General features: G+C 71.3%; 11 protein-coding genes. 5 read left to right on the plus strand and 6 right to left on the minus strand.

Annotation, left to right across the window (positions count from 1 at the left end; translation table 11 throughout):
* Positions 1-45: 45 nt before the first annotated feature.
* Positions 46-951 carry an LLM class flavin-dependent oxidoreductase gene (locus ACZ4VT_RS02765; protein WP_467945999.1) on the minus strand — a complete coding sequence of 302 codons (906 nt, stop codon included), beginning with the start codon at positions 949-951 and terminating at the stop codon, positions 46-48.
* 122 nt (positions 952-1,073) lie between these two features.
* On the opposite strand from ACZ4VT_RS02765, the gene ACZ4VT_RS02770 reads away from it, so the two are divergent.
* Positions 1,074-1,943: a Cof-type HAD-IIB family hydrolase gene (locus tag ACZ4VT_RS02770; RefSeq protein WP_467946001.1), complete on the plus strand. Its 870-nt coding sequence runs from the start codon at positions 1,074-1,076 to the stop codon at positions 1,941-1,943.
* 106 nt (positions 1,944-2,049) lie between these two features.
* Here ACZ4VT_RS02770 and ACZ4VT_RS02775 read toward each other — a convergent pair whose 3' ends face one another.
* Genes ACZ4VT_RS02775 through ACZ4VT_RS02790 form a run of 4 tightly spaced genes read right to left on the minus strand, consistent with a single transcriptional unit; the run spans position 2,050 to position 10,054 of the window.
* On the minus strand, positions 2,050-3,825 hold the full coding sequence (locus tag ACZ4VT_RS02775) for a GAF domain-containing sensor histidine kinase (protein ID WP_467946003.1): 1,776 nt from the start codon (positions 3,823-3,825) through the stop codon (positions 2,050-2,052).
* Positions 3,826-3,849: 24 nt separating this feature from the next.
* Positions 3,850-7,479 carry a thiol reductant ABC exporter subunit CydD gene (gene cydD, locus ACZ4VT_RS02780; RefSeq protein WP_467946005.1) on the minus strand — a complete coding sequence of 1,210 codons (3,630 nt, stop codon included), beginning with the start codon at positions 7,477-7,479 and terminating at the stop codon, positions 3,850-3,852.
* A 49-nt stretch (positions 7,480-7,528) separates the two neighbouring features.
* On the minus strand, positions 7,529-8,530 hold the full coding sequence (cydB, locus tag ACZ4VT_RS02785) for a cytochrome d ubiquinol oxidase subunit II (RefSeq protein ID WP_362811712.1): 1,002 nt from the start codon (positions 8,528-8,530) through the stop codon (positions 7,529-7,531).
* Positions 8,531-8,548: 18 nt separating this feature from the next.
* On the minus strand, positions 8,549-10,054 hold the full coding sequence (locus ACZ4VT_RS02790) for a cytochrome ubiquinol oxidase subunit I (RefSeq protein WP_467946007.1): 1,506 nt from the start codon (positions 10,052-10,054) through the stop codon (positions 8,549-8,551).
* Positions 10,055-10,244: 190 nt separating this feature from the next.
* Between ACZ4VT_RS02790 and ACZ4VT_RS02795 the strand changes: the two genes are divergently transcribed.
* Complete coding sequence (locus ACZ4VT_RS02795; protein ID WP_362811707.1) at positions 10,245-10,613, plus strand: cyclophilin-like fold protein; 369 nt, start codon at positions 10,245-10,247, stop codon at positions 10,611-10,613.
* Positions 10,614-10,655: 42 nt separating this feature from the next.
* Here the strand turns inward: ACZ4VT_RS02795 and hisC are convergent, their stop codons facing one another.
* On the minus strand, positions 10,656-11,735 hold the full coding sequence (hisC, locus tag ACZ4VT_RS02800; protein WP_030707773.1) for a histidinol-phosphate transaminase: 1,080 nt from the start codon (positions 11,733-11,735) through the stop codon (positions 10,656-10,658).
* A gap of 361 nt (positions 11,736-12,096) precedes the next feature.
* Here hisC and ACZ4VT_RS02805 point away from each other — a divergent pair, with 361 nt between their 5' ends.
* The 3 genes from ACZ4VT_RS02805 (at position 12,097) to ACZ4VT_RS02815 (ending at position 15,633) form a co-directional block, all read left to right on the plus strand.
* A complete protein-coding gene (locus tag ACZ4VT_RS02805; protein ID WP_327414982.1) occupies positions 12,097-13,212 on the plus strand; it encodes a LacI family DNA-binding transcriptional regulator in 1,116 nt (371 codons plus the stop codon).
* 230 nt (positions 13,213-13,442) lie between these two features.
* Complete coding sequence (locus ACZ4VT_RS02810; protein WP_467946009.1) at positions 13,443-14,666, plus strand: metallophosphoesterase; 1,224 nt, start codon at positions 13,443-13,445, stop codon at positions 14,664-14,666.
* Between the two features lie 148 nt (positions 14,667-14,814).
* The gene (locus tag ACZ4VT_RS02815; RefSeq protein WP_467946011.1) at positions 14,815-15,633 is read left to right on the plus strand and encodes a hypothetical protein; all 819 of its coding nucleotides are present in this window, start codon (positions 14,815-14,817) and stop codon (positions 15,631-15,633) included.
* Positions 15,634-16,367: the final 734 nt, after the last annotated feature.

A 16,367-nucleotide genomic window follows, 5' to 3' on the forward strand; every position in this document is an offset into this window, starting at 1 on the left:
TCGTCGCCGCCGCTCCGGTCCGGAGCGGCGGCGACGAGCGGTGGATCAGCTGTCGAGCTGGGCCAGGGCCTCGGTGGCGATCTTCTCGAAGACGGCCTCGTCGGCGGCGAAGTCGGAGTCCGGGATCGGCGCGTGGATCACCAGCTCGGTGAAGCCGAGCTCGCGGTGACGGCCGGCGAAGTCGACGAACGCGTCGACGGACTCCAGCACGGTGTTGGCCTCGGGCGTGAAGCCGGTGAGCAGGATCTTCTCCATGGGCTCGGGATCCCGCCCGATCTCCACGAAGGCCTTGTCGAGCCGTTCGAGCTGGCCGCGCAGGGCCTCCCGCGACTGCTCGGGCGTGCCCTCCTCGAAGAGCTTCGGGTCACCCGTGGTCACCCAGGCCTGGCCGTGGCGGGCGGCGAGCCGCAGACCGCGCGGTCCGGTCGCGGCGACCGCGAACGGCAGCCGCGGCCCCTGCACACAGCCGGGAAGGTTGCGGGCCTCCTCGGCGGAGTAGAAGGTGCCCTCGTGACTCACCGAGCCCTCGGTCAGCAGCTGGTCCAGCAGCGAAACGAACTCGGCGAAACGGTCGGCACGCTCACGCGGGGACCAGGCCTCCTGGCCCAACGCGGTCGCGTCGAAACCGTTGCCGCCGGCTCCGATGCCGAGGGTGACGCGCCCGCCGGAGATGTCGTCCAGGGACATGAGTTCCTTGGCGAGGGTCACCGGGTGGCGGAAGTTCGGCGAGGTGACGAGCGTGCCCAGGCGCAGTCGCTCGGTGGCGGTGGCCGCCGCGGTCAGGGTGGGCAGCGCACCGAACCACGGGCCGTCGCGGAAGGTCCGCCAGGACAGGTGGTCGTAGGTGTAGGCGGTGCGGAATCCGAGCTGCTCGGCCCGGAGCCACTGATCGCGTCCTCCCTCGTGCCATCGACGTACCGGAAGGATCACCGTGCTCAGACGCAGACTCATGCGTCGAGCCTACGGCGAGGCGATGTTTCACGTGAAACATCGCCTCGCGTGAAACATCATCCGGCGCGGCATCCGGACCCGATCATGGTCCGGCCGTCCCCGACCATGGGCGAAGATGGAGCGTGACCTCGGCTCCCCAGCGCCCGGACGGGCCCACCCCCACTCCCCGGCTCATCGCCACCGACCTCGACGGCACCCTGCTGCGCGACGACAAATCCGTCTCGCCGCGTACCGTCGCCGCGCTCGCCGCCGCCGAGGAGGCCGGGATCGAGGTCTTCTTCGTCACCGGACGCCCGGCCCGCTGGATGGACGTGGTCAGCGACCACGTCCACGGGCACGGCCTCGCGATCTGCGCCAATGGCGCGGCGGTCGTCGACCTGCACGCCGGACGGGAGTTCGTCCAGGTCAGGTCCCTCCCGCGGGCGGCCGCACTCGCCGTCGTCGACGCCCTGCGGATCGCCGCACCCGGGACGTCCTTCGCGGTCGAGCTGACCACCGGCATCAACTACGAGCCGGCGTACCCGCCGTTCTTCAAGGACCCGGCCGCCAGGATCGCCACGGCCGAGGAGCTGCTGTGGGAGGACACGGCCGGGGGCGCGGCGCCCGTGCTCAAGCTGCTCGCGCACCATTCCGAGATCGCCCCGGACGAGTTCCTGACGCTGGCCCGCTCCGCCGCCGGAGCCTACGCGTCGATCACCCGCTCCAGCCCCACGTCGCTGCTGGAGATCAGCGGGCACGGCGTCTCCAAGGCCAGCACGCTGGCGCTGTGCTGCGCCGAGCGCGGCATTTCCCCCGCCGAGGTCGTCGCGTTCGGGGACATGCCGAACGACGTCGAGATGCTCAGCTGGGCCGGCACCTCGTACGCCATGGGCAACGCCCACCCGGATGTGATCGCGGCCGCGTCCGGCCGTACGGTCGCCAACAACGAGGACGGGGTCGCCCTCGTCATCGAGCGGATCCTGGCCGAGCTCATCGCACAGCGGCAGGCCTGAGCACCGGGCTCATCGCACGGCGGCAGGCCTGAGCACCGGGCTCATCGCACGGCGGCAGCAGGCCTGAGCAGCGGCTCCGGGCGATCGGGCCGCAGCGGCGGGCACCTCAGAGCGGGGCCTCCCACACCAGGGTGGTCCCGCCGCCGTCCTCGCCGATGCCCGGGCCGTACGAACTCGCGCCGCCCAGCGACTCGGCCCGTCGGCGCAGATTGCGCAGCCCGCTGCGCCGGCCCCCTTCGGGGATGCCCACCCCGTCGTCGGCGACCTCCAGCCGGACACCCGGCCGGCCGTCGGCGAGCGTGACGGTGGAGTCGACGACCACCTCGATCCGGGACGCGTCGGCATGGCGGAAGGCATTGGACAGCGCCTCGCGCAGCGCGGCGATCAGGTTCTTGCCGACCAGCTCGTCGACGACGGTGTCGATCGGGCCGAGGAAGCGGTGCGCGGGCTTGAAGCCCAGGGGTACGGCGGCCATGTTGATCTCCCGCAGTACCCGGGTGCGCAACCCGGACGGGGCCTCCGCCGGACCCTGCTGGAGGGCGAAGATGGCGGTGCGGATCTCCTGGATCGTCACGTCCAGTTCGTCCACGGCCTTGCCCACGCCGTCGCGGACCTCGGGAACGATGGACCGGCGCTGGGCGCCCTCCAGCATCATCCCGGTGGCGAACAGCCGCTGGACGACCAGGTCGTGCAGGTCGCGGGCGATCCGGTCCCGGTCCTCGAACACGGCCAGCCGCTCACGGTCGCGCTGCGCCTCGGCCATCATCAGGGCGAGCGCCGCCTGCGAGGCGAACTGAGTGGCCAGGGTCCGCTCGGCCTCGCTGAACGGACGCTTCCCACGCCCCCGGGGGGTGACGAGCGCGCCCAGCACCCGCCCGCCGCTGTGCAGGGGCAGCATCATGCAGGGCCCGAACTGACTGGTCAGCTTGCTGACCATGCGGGGGTCGGACGAGGCGTCGTCCACGAAGACGGGCTCGCCGTGCAACAGGCTCTCCACCACCGGGCTCTCGGCCGGGATCACCACGCCGAGCGAGGTGGCCGGATTCTCGGCCGAGACGGCGACGATCTCCATCCCGCCCTCCTCGGCCGGCAGCAGCACGATCCCCGCGGAGGAGTCGGCCAGCCGGCGGGCCTGCTCCGCCACCACCACGAGGGCGTCATCCGCGTCCCCACCGGACAGGAGGGCGGTGGTGACGGCCACCGAGCCGTCGATCCAGCGCTCGCGCTGCGTGGCGGCCTCGTACAGCCGGGCGTTGCCGATGGCGATGCCGGCCTCGGTGGCCAGGACCCGGACCATGTGGACGTCGTAGTCGTTGAACTCGCCGCCGCCGTTCTTCTCGGCGAGGTAGAGATTGCCGAAGATCTCTCCCTGCACCCGGATCGGGACACCGAGGAAGGTCTTCATGGGCGGGTGGTGCGCCGGGATCCCCGCGGAGCGCGGATCCTTCATGAGATCGGCGAGCAGCACGGTGTCGGAATGGGAGATCAGTGCTCCGAGCAGGCCCCGCTTCCCGTCCGGACGGTGTCCGATCCTCCGGGCCAGCTCCGGGGAGATCCCGTGGGTGACGAAGTCCGAGAGCCCGCGGCCCTCCGTGTCGACCACGCCGATCGCCGCGTAACGGGCGCCCGCGAGCTCGGCCGCGGTCTCACAGATGCGGTCCAGCGTGGAGTGCAGCTCAAGGCCGGTCCCGACCGACCGCATCGCCTCCAGCAGTTGCGGTACCCGGGCCGTGAGCTCGGTGGACAGGCCCTGCAGGCTGCTGGTGGCCTCGGTGGCGGCCACCAGCGGGTCCGACGTCACGGGCACGGCCGGTGTGGCCGGCGAGGGATCCGGCAGCGGATCCGAGGGATCCGGCGACTGTTGCGACTGCTGCGCTGACATGCTCTTGAGACTAGTTAGTCCCCATTAGCGGGGAAAGCTGGCCAAAGTCCCGTCCGTGGCCCTCTCCCGCTCCAGCAGCCTCCGCAGCGGTCCCTCGGCCGCAGCCAGCTCCGCGTACGCGCCGCGCTGCACCACCTCGCCGTGTTCCAGCACGAGCACCTCGTCGACCGCCTCCAGGCCGGCCAGCCGGTGCGTGATCAGCACGGTGGTCCGGCCCTCGGTCGCGGCCAGCAGGTCCGCCGTCAGGGCGTCCGCCGTGGCCAGGTCCAGGTGCTCGGCCGGCTCGTCCAGGACCAGTACGGGGAAGTCCGCGAGCAGCGCCCGGGCCAGGGCCAGGCGCTGGCGCTGACCGCCCGAGATCCGCTCGCCGTGCTCGCCGACCAGGGTGTCCAGGCCGTCCGGAAGTCCGTCGGCCCACTCCAGCAGCCGGGCCGCGGCCAGCGCGTCCCGCAGCTGCTCCTCGCTCGCCCCGGTCCGGGCCAGGCGCAGGTTCTCCCGCACCGAGCTGTCGAAGATGTGCGCGTCCTGAGCGCACAGGCCCACGAGGGCGCGGACGTCGTCGCCGTCGAGGGTGCGCGCGTCGGTCCCGCCCAGGGTGTAGGCGCCCTCGCGCGGATCCAGGAAGCGGAGCATGATCTGGGCCAGCGTGGTCTTGCCTGAGCCCGAGGGGCCGACGACGGCGATGCGGCGGCCGGCCTCCAGGGTCAGGTCCAGCCCGTGCAGGGCGTCACGGTCCTGGCCGGGGTGGCGGGCGGCGAGCCCCGTCAGCCGCAGCGGGAAGGGCGAGGCCGGGGCCACGGTGGGCTGCTCCGGCTCCGCGACCGGGACCGGCGCGTCGATGACCTCGTAGACCCGCTCGGCGCTACGGCGCACCCGCTGGCGGTACTGGACGGCGAGCGGAAGTCCGTTCACCGCCTCGAAGGCCGCGAGGGGCGTGAGGAGCGCGACGGCCATGGCCACCCCGGACAGTCGTCCGTCGTGGACGGCGTTCGCGGCGACGGCCGCGGCGGCCACGACGGTGAGCCCGCACACGAGGGCGGACAGTCCGCCGCCCAGCCCGCTCGCGGCGGCGCCCCGCGCGGCGATGCGGGTCAGCAGGCCGTCGCTCTCACGCGCCCGGCCCTTGCGGTCCTCCAGCGCACCCGCCACGGTCAGCTCCGCGGTGCCGGTGAGGAGATCGGCCACCCTGGTGGCGAGTTCGCCCCGGGCCGGCGCGAGCCTGCGCTCCGCCCGGCGGGCGCAGGCCCCGCTGACCAGCGGCACCCCGATACCGGCGGCGAGCAGCCCGGTGGCGAGCACGGCTCCGGCCTCGGGAAGCAGCCAGGTGGTGAAGGCGACCGAGCCGGTCCCGACGAGCACCGCGGTGCCGACCGGCAGCAGCCAGCGCAGCCAGTAGTCCTGGAGGGCGTCGGCGTCGGCCACCAGTCGGGCCAGCAGGTCCCCCCGCCGGTGCTCGCGCAGCCCCGCGGGTGCGATGCGCTCCAGCCGCCGGTAGACGGACACGCGCAGATCGGCGAGCATCCGCAGCACGGCGTCGTGGGAGACGAGCCGTTCCGCGTACCGGAAGACGGCGCGGCCCATTCCGAAGGCCCGGGTGGCCGTGACGGCCACCATCAGATAGAGCACGGGCGGCTGTTCGGAGGCCCGTGAGATCAGCCAGCCGGACACGGCCATCAGGCCGACGCTGCATCCGACGGCCAGCGCCCCGAGCAGCAGCCCGAGCCGGAACCGTCCCTGCCAGGCCTTGGCCACCGTCCGCACCCGGCGCAGCGGATCGGCCCCCCGCGCGTCGGTCCCGCCGCCGGCCCGCACCCGCTCGGGCGCGGAGCCGAGGATCCATTCCCCGGCGTCCGGGCCGCGGTCGCCGGAGGACGATGAGGCCCCGTCACGGGAAACGCCCAGGTGGGGGAGCAGCCCCTCACGGTCCGGCCCCTCGGGAACAACACCATCGAGATGGGGCCCGGCAAGCGGCCCCTTGAGGTGGCGCCCGTCGGCGAGGAGCTCGGCGGGCCCGCCCGCCGCCATCGGGACCACCCGGTCCGCGACCGCCAGCAGCGCGGGCCGGTGCACGACCAGCAGCACGGTCCGCCCCGCGGACAGCCGCCGGACCGCGTCCACGATGCCCGCCTCGGTCTCGCCGTCGAGGGACGCCGTCGGCTCGTCCAGCAGCAGTACGGGCCGGTCCGCCAGGAAGGCGCGCGCCAGGGCCAGCCGCTGCCGCTGCCCGGCGGACAGTCCCACGCCGCCCTCACCGAGCAGGGTCTGCGCCCCGCGCGGCAGCGCGGTCACGAACTCCCAGGCCCCGGCGTCCTTCAGGGCCTCGGCCACCTCGCTGTCGGACGCCCCCGCGCGGGCCAGCCTGACGTTCTCGGCGATCGTCCCGGCGAACAGGTGCGGCCGCTGAGGCACCCACGCGACCTGCCGGCGCCAGCACGCCGGCGACAGCTCGGCCAGGTCCACGCCGGCGATCCGCACCCGCCCCGCGGTCGGGGTCACGAACCCCAGCAGCACCTGGAGCAGTGTGGACTTGCCCGCGCCACTCGGACCGGTGAGGGCCACGCTCTCCCCCGGTGCGACGGTCAGCGAGACCGGCCCCGGAGAGTCCTCGCCCCGGCCCTCGTAGCGGACGGCGATCCCCTCGATCTCGATCCGCAGGGGGACGCCGGCGGGCAGCTCGGCCGTCCCCGCCGGACCGGTGGCGGCGGTCTCCAGGATCTCGAAGATCTCCTCCGCGGCCGCGAGTCCTTCCGCGGCCGCGTGGTACTGCGCCCCCACCTGCCGCAGCGGCAGGTACGCCTCGGGCGCCAGGATCAGGATGACCAGGCCGGTGTAGAGGTCCAGTTCCCCGTGGACCAGTCGCATGCCGATGGTCACGGCGACCAGGGCCACCGACAGGGTCGCCAGCAGTTCCAGCGCGAAGGAGGAGAGGAAGGCGATGCGCAGGGTCCGCATCGTCGCGCGCCGGTAGTCGTCGGTGATCTTGCGGATCGACTCGGCCTGCGCCTTGGCCCGGCCGAAGACCTTCAGCGTGGGGAGTCCGGCCACCACGTCGAGGAAGTGCCCCGACAGCCGGGACAGCAGCCGCCACTGGCGGTCCATCCGGGACTGGGTGGCCATGCCGATGAGCACCATGAACACCGGAATCAGGGGCAGCGTGACCACGATGACGGCCGCCGACACCCAGTCCTCGGTGACGATACGGGCGAGGACCGCCACCGGCACGACGACCGCGAGCCCCAGCTGGGGCAGGTAGCGGGAGAAGTAGTCGTCGAGCGCGTCCACACCCCGGGTCGCCAGTGACACCAGCGACCCGGTCTTCTGCCCGGTGAGCCCACCGGGGCCGAGGTCCGCGGCCCGGTCCAGCAGCCGGCCCCGCAGTTCCGATTTGACCGCCGCGCTGGCGCGGTGCGCGGCCAGCTCCGTCAGCCAGGCGATCAGGCCGCGCCCGAGCGCCACCGCCGCCAGCAGCAGCAGCGGCGTCCGGAGCGCTTCGCCGCCCAGGCCCTTCTCGAAGGCTCCGACCACGATCTCGGCGATCAGCATCGCCTGACCGACGACCAGCCCCGCCCCGACGAGCCCCAGGGCCACGACCGCGCCCAGGAAAAGGCGGGTGGAGCGGGCGTACCGAAGCAGGCGCGGGTCGATCGGTTTCACGTGAAACATCCCCCAGGGGAGGGTCGGACAGGCGGGGTGGCGCGGGAACTCAGTGCACGTCGACGATGTGCTGCGTACCGATCCGCTTGCGGAACACCCAGTACGTCCAGCCCTGGTAGAGGAGGACGAGCGGGGTGGCCACGGCCGCGCACCAGGTCATGATCTTCAAGGTGTACGGGCTGGACGAGGCGTTGGTGACCGTGAGGTTCCAGGCGTCGTTCAGCGAGGACGGCATGACGTTCGGGAAGAGCGTCAGGAAGAGCATCGCGACGGCCGCCGCGATGGTGACCCCGGACAGTGCGAACGACCAGCCCTCGCGGCCCTTCAGGTTGGTACCGAGCGCCCCGAGCAGGGCCAGCACGGCCACGGCCATGGCGATCAGGCTCTTGCCGTCGCCGCGGGAGACCTGGGTCCAGATCAGGAAGACCAGGGCCAGCACGGCGGTGACGGCGCCCAGCCCCGTCGCCAGTTTCCGCGAGCGGTCCCGGATGTCACCGACCGTCTTGAGCGAGGTGAAGACCGCCCCGTGGAAGGTGAAGAGGGTGAGGGTGACCAGTCCGCCCAGGATCGAGTAGACGTTGAGCAGGTCGAAGAGGCTGCCGACGTACTCCATGTTCTCGTCGATCTTCACACCGCGGACGATGTTGGCGAAGGCCACGCCCCACAGGAAGGCGGGGATCAACGAGGTCCAGAAGATCGCGTGTTCCCAGTTGGTCTGCCACCGGTCCTCGGCGCGCTTGTGCCGGTACTCGAAGGCGACGCCGCGGATGATGAGGCAGACCAGGATGAGCAGCAGCGGCAGGTAGAAGCCGGAGAAGAGGGTGGCGTACCACTCGGGGAAGGCGGCGAAGGTCGCACCGCCCGCCGTGAGCAGCCAGACCTCGTTGCCGTCCCACACGGGCCCGATGGTGTTGATCAGGACCCGCTTCTCCGTACGGTCGCGGGCGAGCAGCTTGGTCAGTACGCCGACTCCGAAGTCGAAGCCCTCCAGGAAGAAGTAGCCGGTCCACAGAACGGCGATGAGTACGAACCAGACGTCGTGGAGTTGCATGGTGCGGTCTCCTCAGCCTCAGTACGAGAAGGCCATCGGCCGGTCGGGGTTCTTGTCGTCCCCGCCGATCTTGGTGGGCGGGTTGAGATCGGCCTCGGTGAGCTCGGGCGGTCCGGCCTTGACGTACTTGACGAGGAGCCTGACCTCGATGACGGCGAGCACCGCGTAGAGGAGGGTGAAGCCGATCATCGAGGTGAGCACCTCGGCCTGGGAGACGTTCGGCGAGACCGCGTCCCGGGTGCGCAGGACCCCGTAGACCACCCAGGGCTGGCGCCCCATTTCGGTGAAGATCCAGCCCCAGGAGCTGGCGATCAGCGGGAAACCCATCGTCCAGAGCGCGACGATCCAGTACAGGTTGGCGAACTTCGGGCTCAGCGCCTTCTTGAAGAGGACCAGCTTCGGGACCTCGTCCTCCCCGGTACGCAGACCCGGCGGCAGCATGAACTTCTTGCGGGTCAGCCACAGGCCCAGCACGCCGATGCCGAGGGAGGCCATGCCGAAGCCGATCATCCAGCGGAAGCCCCAGTAGGCGACCGGGATGTTGGGCCGGTAGTCGCCGGGGCCGAACTTCTCCTGCTCCGCCTTGTTGACGTCGTTGATGCCCGGGACGAAGGAGGTGAAGTCGTCGTTGGCCAGGAAGGACAGCAGGCCGGGAATCTCTATCGCGACCTTGTTGTGGCCCTTCTCGACGTCGCCGTAGGCGAAGACCGAGAAGGGAGCCGGCGCCTCGCCGTCCCAGAGTGCCTCGGCGGCGGCCATCTTCATGGGCTGCTGCTTGAACATCACCTTGCCGAGCAGGTCACCGCTGAGGGCCGTGCCCATGCCGGCGATGATCATGACGACCAGGCCGAGCCGCAGCGAGCTCCGCATCACGGGGATGTGCCTCTTGCGCGCCAGGTGGAAGGCCGCGATGCCGGTCATGAACGCACCGCCCACCAGGAAGGCGGCCGTGATGGTGTGGAAGAACTGGGTGAGGGCGGTGTTCTGGGTGAGCACGAGCCAGAAGTCGGTGAGCTCGGCCCGGCCCCGCTCCTCGTTGATGCGGTAGCCGACCGGGTGCTGCATCCAGGAATTCGCCGCCAGGATGAAGTACGCGGACAGGACGGTGCCGATGGACACCATCCAGATGCAGGCGAGGTGGATCTTCTTGGGCAGCTTGTCCCAGCCGAAGATCCACAGACCGATGAAGGTCGACTCGAAGAAGAAGGCGATCAGCGCCTCGAAGGCCAGAGGGGCCCCGAAGATGTCGCCGACGAAGCGCGAGTAGTCGGACCAGTTCATGCCGAACTGGAACTCCTGGACGATGCCGGTGACGACGCCCATCGCGATATTGATCAAGAAAAGCTTTCCCCAGAACTTCGTGGCCCTGAGGTACTTCTCCTTCTCGGTGCGCACCCATGCGGTCTGCAGGCCGGCCGTGAGCGCGGCGAGCGAGATCGTCAGGGGTACGAAGAGGAAGTGATAGACGGTGGTGATGCCGAACTGCCATCGCGCCAGAGTCTCCGGCGCCAAAGCTAGGTCCACGTCACGTCTCCTTCGCGTCGCCGTGGTCACGCGGCAGTCTGCCTGTATGTGTCCCACTCAATCCGGGAGGAACCGGGACACGCTTGTGAACGCGTTCACATTCACAAGCATTATGTCGTACCGCTGCCGGCAGCCTTCAGGCGGGGTACCCCTCTAGCCAATTTATTCAACAGATTGTTGAATACGGCTCATGCAGATACGGATTTCCTGGCCCGCGGGCCAGCTCACCGCGACCCTCGACGAGACCCCGACCAGCAAGGCACTGGCCGGGGCCCTTCCGATCTCCGCCTCCGCCAACACCTGGGGCGAGGAGGTCTACTTCGACACCGGAGTCTCCGTGGCCCTGGAGCACGACGCCCAGCAGGTCGTCGAGCCGGGCACGGTCGCGTTCTGGACCGAGGGCGACGCGCTCGCGCTCCCCTACGGCCCCACGCCCATCTCACGCGGAGGCGAGAGCCGCCTGGCGAGCCCCTGCAACGTGCTCGGCTCGTTCGACGGCGACCCCCGCCTGCTCTCCACCGTCCGCGACGGCGATCCCATCCGGGTGGAACTGGCCTGACCGGCCCCCACCGGGTCCGGCCGCCAGGACAGCCACGGCCGCCTACAGCTCCTTGAAGAACGCCTCCGCCGTGTGCAGGAAGAGGTCGTTCGCCTCGGTCTCACCAATCGTGACCCGCAGGCCCTCGCCCGCGAAGGGCCGGACCACCACACCGGCCTTCTCGCAGGCCGCCGCGAACTCGGCGGTCCGCTCCCCCAGCCGCATCCACACGAAGTTCGCCTGGGTGTCCGGCACGGACCAGCCCTGGGCGAGCAGCGTCTCGTGCACCCGCGCACGCTCGCCCACCAGCGCCCCGACGCGGCCCATCAGCTCGTCCTCGGCGCGCAGCGAGGCCACCGCCGCGTCCTGCGCGAGCTGGCTGACGCCGAACGGCATGGCCGTCTTGCGCAGCGCCGCGGCCACCGGCTCGTGCGCGATGGCGAAGCCGACCCGCAGGCCGGCCAGGCCGTACGCCTTCGAGAACGTACGCAGCACGGCCACGTTCGGGCGGTCGCGGTAGAGCTCGACGCCGTCCGGGACGTCCGTGTCGCGCACGAACTCGCGGTACGCCTCGTCGAGGACCACCAGGACGTCCGAGGGCACCCGGTCCAGGAAGCGCTCCAGCTCGGCGCGGCGCACGGCGGTGCCGGTGGGGTTGTTCGGGTTGCAGACGAAGATCAGCCGGGTGCGGTCGGTGATCGCCGCCGCCATGGCCTCCAGGTCGTGGACGTCCCCGTCGGTCAGCGGGACCTGCACCGAGGTCGCGCCCGAGATCTGCGTGAGGATCGGGTACGCCTCGAAGGAGCGCCAGGCGTAGATCACCTCGTCGCCCGGGCCGGCCGCCGCCTGGATCAGCGATTGGGCCACACCGACCGAGCCGGTGCCCGTGGCGATGTGCTCGACCGGCACGCCGAAGCGCTCGGCGAGCTCGTTCACGAGGCCGGTGCAGGCCATGTCGGGGTACCGGTTGAAGCTGCCGGCCGCCGAGACCGCGGTCTCCAGCACCCCCGGAAGCGGCGGGTACGGGTTCTCGTTCGACGACAGCTTGTACGCGACGGGCCCTCCCGCGGCAGCCGGCTTCCCGGGCTTGTACGTCGGAATGCCGTCCAGCTCGGCGCGCAGCTTCGGGCTCTTCTCGCTCACCGCAGGTCCTCCTCGACCGTCCCGTCCGACGTCGCCGTCGACTCAATACTGCTCACCTTATGAGGATTCCGCCGTTCCGAGAATGGGGGCGCCTGATATGCGGGGGAGCGCGCGCATATATGCGCGCGCCGGTGGCCTGCGCCGTGGCGCGCGTCCCTCGTGCAGGTGAGTTGAGACCGTCCCGAGACCACACCGTTTTGGCATGCCCGGACCCGCCGACAAGCTCCACCCTCACCCTCAGCGATCAAATGCCTTCAATTCCAAGGTCATTGGGGGTGGCGAACCATGCAGAATCGTGCCTGTCAACGCGTGCATATGCACCCGGACCACCCACCCCACCGAGCCCTACTATCGGCTCGCCATGACAGCAGCAGGGAAGCATCAGGTGAGCCGGACCGAGACCACCCGGCGGGCCGCCGGCCGACAGGGCCGGGCCGGCATCAGGGACGTGGCCGCCGCGGCGGGCGTCTCCATCACAACCGTCTCCGACGCGCTCAATGGCAAGGGGCGGCTGCCGGACGCCACCCGCCGCCACGTTCGCGAGGTGGCCGACCGGCTGGGCTACCGCCCGTCGGCCGCCGCCCGCACCCTCCGTACCGGCAAGTCGGGCCTCATCGGCCTGACCGTGACGACGTACGGGGATGAACCTTTCACCTTCACCGAATTCGCCTACTTCGCCGAGATGGCCAGGGCCGCCACCTCCGCCGCGCTCGCCCGCGGCTACGCCCTCGTCATCCTCCCCGCCACCTCCCGCCACGACGTGTGGTCCAACGTCGCCCTCGACGGCACCGTCGTCATCGACCCCTCCGACCACGACCCCGTGGTCACCGAACTGGTCCGCCAGGGCCTGCCCGTGGTCTCCGACGGCCGCCCCGCAGGCTCCCTCCCCGTCACCGCCTGGGTCGACAACGACCACGAGGCCGCCGTACTCGGCCTGCTCGACCACCTCGCCGCCGCCGGCGCCCGCAGGATCGGGCTGCTGACCGGCACCACCACCGACACCTACACCCGGCTCTCCACCACCGCCTACCTCAACTGGTGCGAGCGCGTCGGCCAGGACCCCGTCTACGAGTCCTACCCCGCCCACGACCCGTGCGCGGGCGCCGTCGCCGCCGACCGGCTCCTCGCCCGACCCGACCGGCCCGACGCCGTCTACGGGCTCTTCGACCCCAACGGCACCGACCTGCTCGCCGCCGCCCGGCGCTACGGCCTGCGCGTCCCGGAGGACCTGCTGCTCGTGTGCTGCAGCGAGTCCACCGTCTACGCCAACACCGAACCGCCCATCACCACGCTCTCCCTCAAACCGCGCCGCATCGGCACCGCCGTCGTGCAGCTGCTCATCGACGCGATCGAGGGAGTGGACACCGGACGCCCCGTCGAACAGGTCGTCCCGACCGAGCTCATCATCCGTACCTCGTCGCAGCGCAGGCAGCCGCGTACGACCGTCAGTCCACCCCGTTCTCCGGCCAAGGACTGACCGGCAGACCGTCCGGTCGGCCTGCCGACCACCCGGCCGAGCATTTCAGCAACACCAATATTGGTATAAAACGGTAGGAACGATCGGCTCCGCAAAGGATTCACCACCCCTGGTGCGTCACAGAGCGCGAGCCGCATTCCTATGATGGGCGCACGACATCACGGACCCTCCTCCTCGGAGGTCAGGAGGGTCCGCAGGTGTACGGCAGCGCGACGGTGGTGGAGGGGTCGATGACTCAGGGGGCCGGTCAGGGACCCGCGATGCGGACGGACACGCTGCGGGACTTCCGGGTTCCAGTCACCGAACCCGCCCCGTACGCCGTATCTTCCGGGCATCCCGGCGAGGCTCCCGTCTACGGCGAGTACCCGGCGTACTACGACGACGGCACGCCGGCCGTGCCGCCACAGCCCGGCTACGCCCCGGCGCCGACCGCGCCGCCCGCCGCACCGCCCGCCACGCCGCCGGCCTCGCATCCCGTGCACGCGACGACCCACACCCCCGAGGACGACGACTTCGAGGGCTACACCCCGACCCACCGCGACCTGCCGATCATCGGCCGCGGGGCCCTCGGCGGTCCCGGCGACACCGTCCAGGTCCAGTACGTCCCGCAGGAGGCCGCGGCCGACGGCCCGGGCCCGCTCTACGTCGTCGGCGACGTCCACGGCTACCTCGACGAGCTCGTCACCGAACTCCACGCCCAGGGCCTCATCGACGCGGAACGCCGCTGGTCCGCCGGCAACGCCCGGCTCTGGTTCCTCGGCGACTTCACCGACCGCGGCCCCGACGGCATCGGCGTCATCGATCTCGTGATGCGGCTGTCCGCCGAGGCCGCCGCCGCCGGCGGCTACTGCAAGGCCCTGATGGGCAACCACGAGCTGCTGCTCATCGGCGCCAAGCGGTTCGGCGACACCCCCGTGGTCTCCGGCGCCGGAACCGCCACCTTCCAGGCCGCCTGGCTCCTCAACGGCGGCCAGCGCTCCGACATGGAGCGCCTGCAGGACGTACACCTGCAGTGGATGTCGCGGCTGGACGCGGCCGTCCTGGAGGAGGGCCACCTGCTGCTGCACTCCGACACCACGGCGTACCTCGACTACGGCGACTCCATCGAGGACGTCAACGACACCATCCACGAGCTCCTCAACCGGGGCGACGCCGACATCACTTGGGACCTGTTCCGCAAGTTCACCAAGCGGTTCGCCTTCCGCGACGAGGGCACCGGCCCGCAGGCCGTACGCGAACTGCTCGGCACTTACGGCGGCAGCCGCGTCGTGCACGGGCACAGCCCCATCCCGTACCTGCTCGGCGAGGTGGGCACCGAGGACGGGGACGAGGCGCGCGGCCCCGAGGCCGTGGACGGCCCCCACGTGTACGCGGAAGGGCTCGCCATCGCGATGGACGGCGGGGTGACGATGGCGGGCAAGCTGCTTGTCGTACAACTCCCTCTGAGCGACTGAGAGCTTACGCATAGGGGTATTTCCGGAAAGCCCCTGTCACGGCGTGGTGCGGGCGCTCTACCATCGCTCTATCCGTAGCAGGCTCTCCTCCGTTTGTGCCGGTGCCCCGTTCTACGCGGGGATACCGGCTTCCACGGAGCATCGGGGGATGCACATGACCAGCGCTCCGCACCTGCTGACCGAAGACCGACCAGAATTCGACCGGCTCCTCGACGAGGCGCTGCGCACGGCGAACGACCGGCCCGAGCTCGCCACCCTCGGCGAACGGCTGAACGCCGAACAACTGCGCACCATGGCCCAGGGGGCCAGCGCACTGCTGGCGGCGGCCGCCGCCGCCGAGTACGGCCACTACGTGAAGGTCCGCGAGGACCGACGCGACGAGGTGCTGTCCGCACCCGGCGCCGCGGCCGACGAGGACGGCGGACAGGGCATGGGCGGCGGCGCGGGCGTCAGCGCCGTGGTCGCGGTCCTCGCGCCCGTCCTGGCGGGCACGGCCATGCTCATATTCCTGCTCGTGGGCTACATCCTGAAGCTGATCGAGCCCGAACCCGCCTTCGCCGAGACGATGCTGACGGCGGGTTGGCTGTTCGGCGCGCTCACCGTGGCGGCGCTGCTGTTCGCGGTGATCGGGCTGCTGGTGACGGCCGTCCGCAACAGCGCGACCGAAGTGGTGGCGGACGAGACCGAGGCCGTACCCGACGAGGTGGCGCGGGCCCGCGAGGCCTGGCGGCACGCCCTGCTGGAGCGGGGGATCATACCGTTCCTGCGGGACGCGCTGGCCGATCCGAGTGCGGGGCCGGGCTTCCCGACCCCCAGAACACCGGCGGCCGGGCGCATCCCCAACCTGGGATACTCCCGGCCCGACTTCACCAGCCCCGGATCGCCCTCGGAGGGGCCCCGCCCCGGCTACACGCCCCAGGACTTCACCAGCCCGGACTTCGGCGGCCCGGAGCAACGGCCGGAGTAGCCTCCGGCCGGCCACGCCCTGCTTCAGCTGCTTCGGCAGGTGGTTGGGGTCGACCGGGCGGGCCGGTGCGGAGGTGTCCCCGCGGCGGAGGTCCGGGTCACCCTCGTCGGGCTGCACCATGGGCCGGTTCCACACCCGGTTGCACGTCAGCGTGTTGGGACCCGCCCGGGAGCACCGTCTTGAACTCGGTCGTTGTTGTCCCGGATGGCGTCGATGCTCAGGCACTCGGACAACCCGGTGGCGCCCGTCGCGCCCCTCGGGCCGCGCGGTCCCGGCGGGCCCTGCTTGACCTGGTCGCACGTGGCGCCGCCGCGCGGCCCGGCCACGGACTCGGCCGCCCTCGGGCCGGGCTTCTGCTTCTTGCGCGGCTTCGGCTTGCACTTGTCCCCGCCGCCCGTCGGGCTCGCCTCGCGGACCGCCCGCCCGCCTCGGCCGCCCGTACGCCCTGGGCCGTGGCGGACGCGGGGCCGGCGAGGCCAGGGTTCCGCCCGTCAGCCAGCCGCGCCGCCTGGGCAGCGGGCCAAGGGCCGACCCGGTCTTGTATTCGGGGCTCATATGCGCCGGTCCTTCTCGAAACACGAGGGGCCCTGTCGGGTCGCCACGGTCATCGTGGGGATCGCGGTCGCCAGTCCCCGGCCGCCGTGCGAAAAAGTCCACTTATCGAACTAATGCGGCGCCCCCAATGGCCGTTCGAGCTTCCTTGCAGGGGAATACCCGGATCCCTACCGTCGGCT

The organism is Streptomyces sp. NPDC029164, from assembly GCF_055563995.1.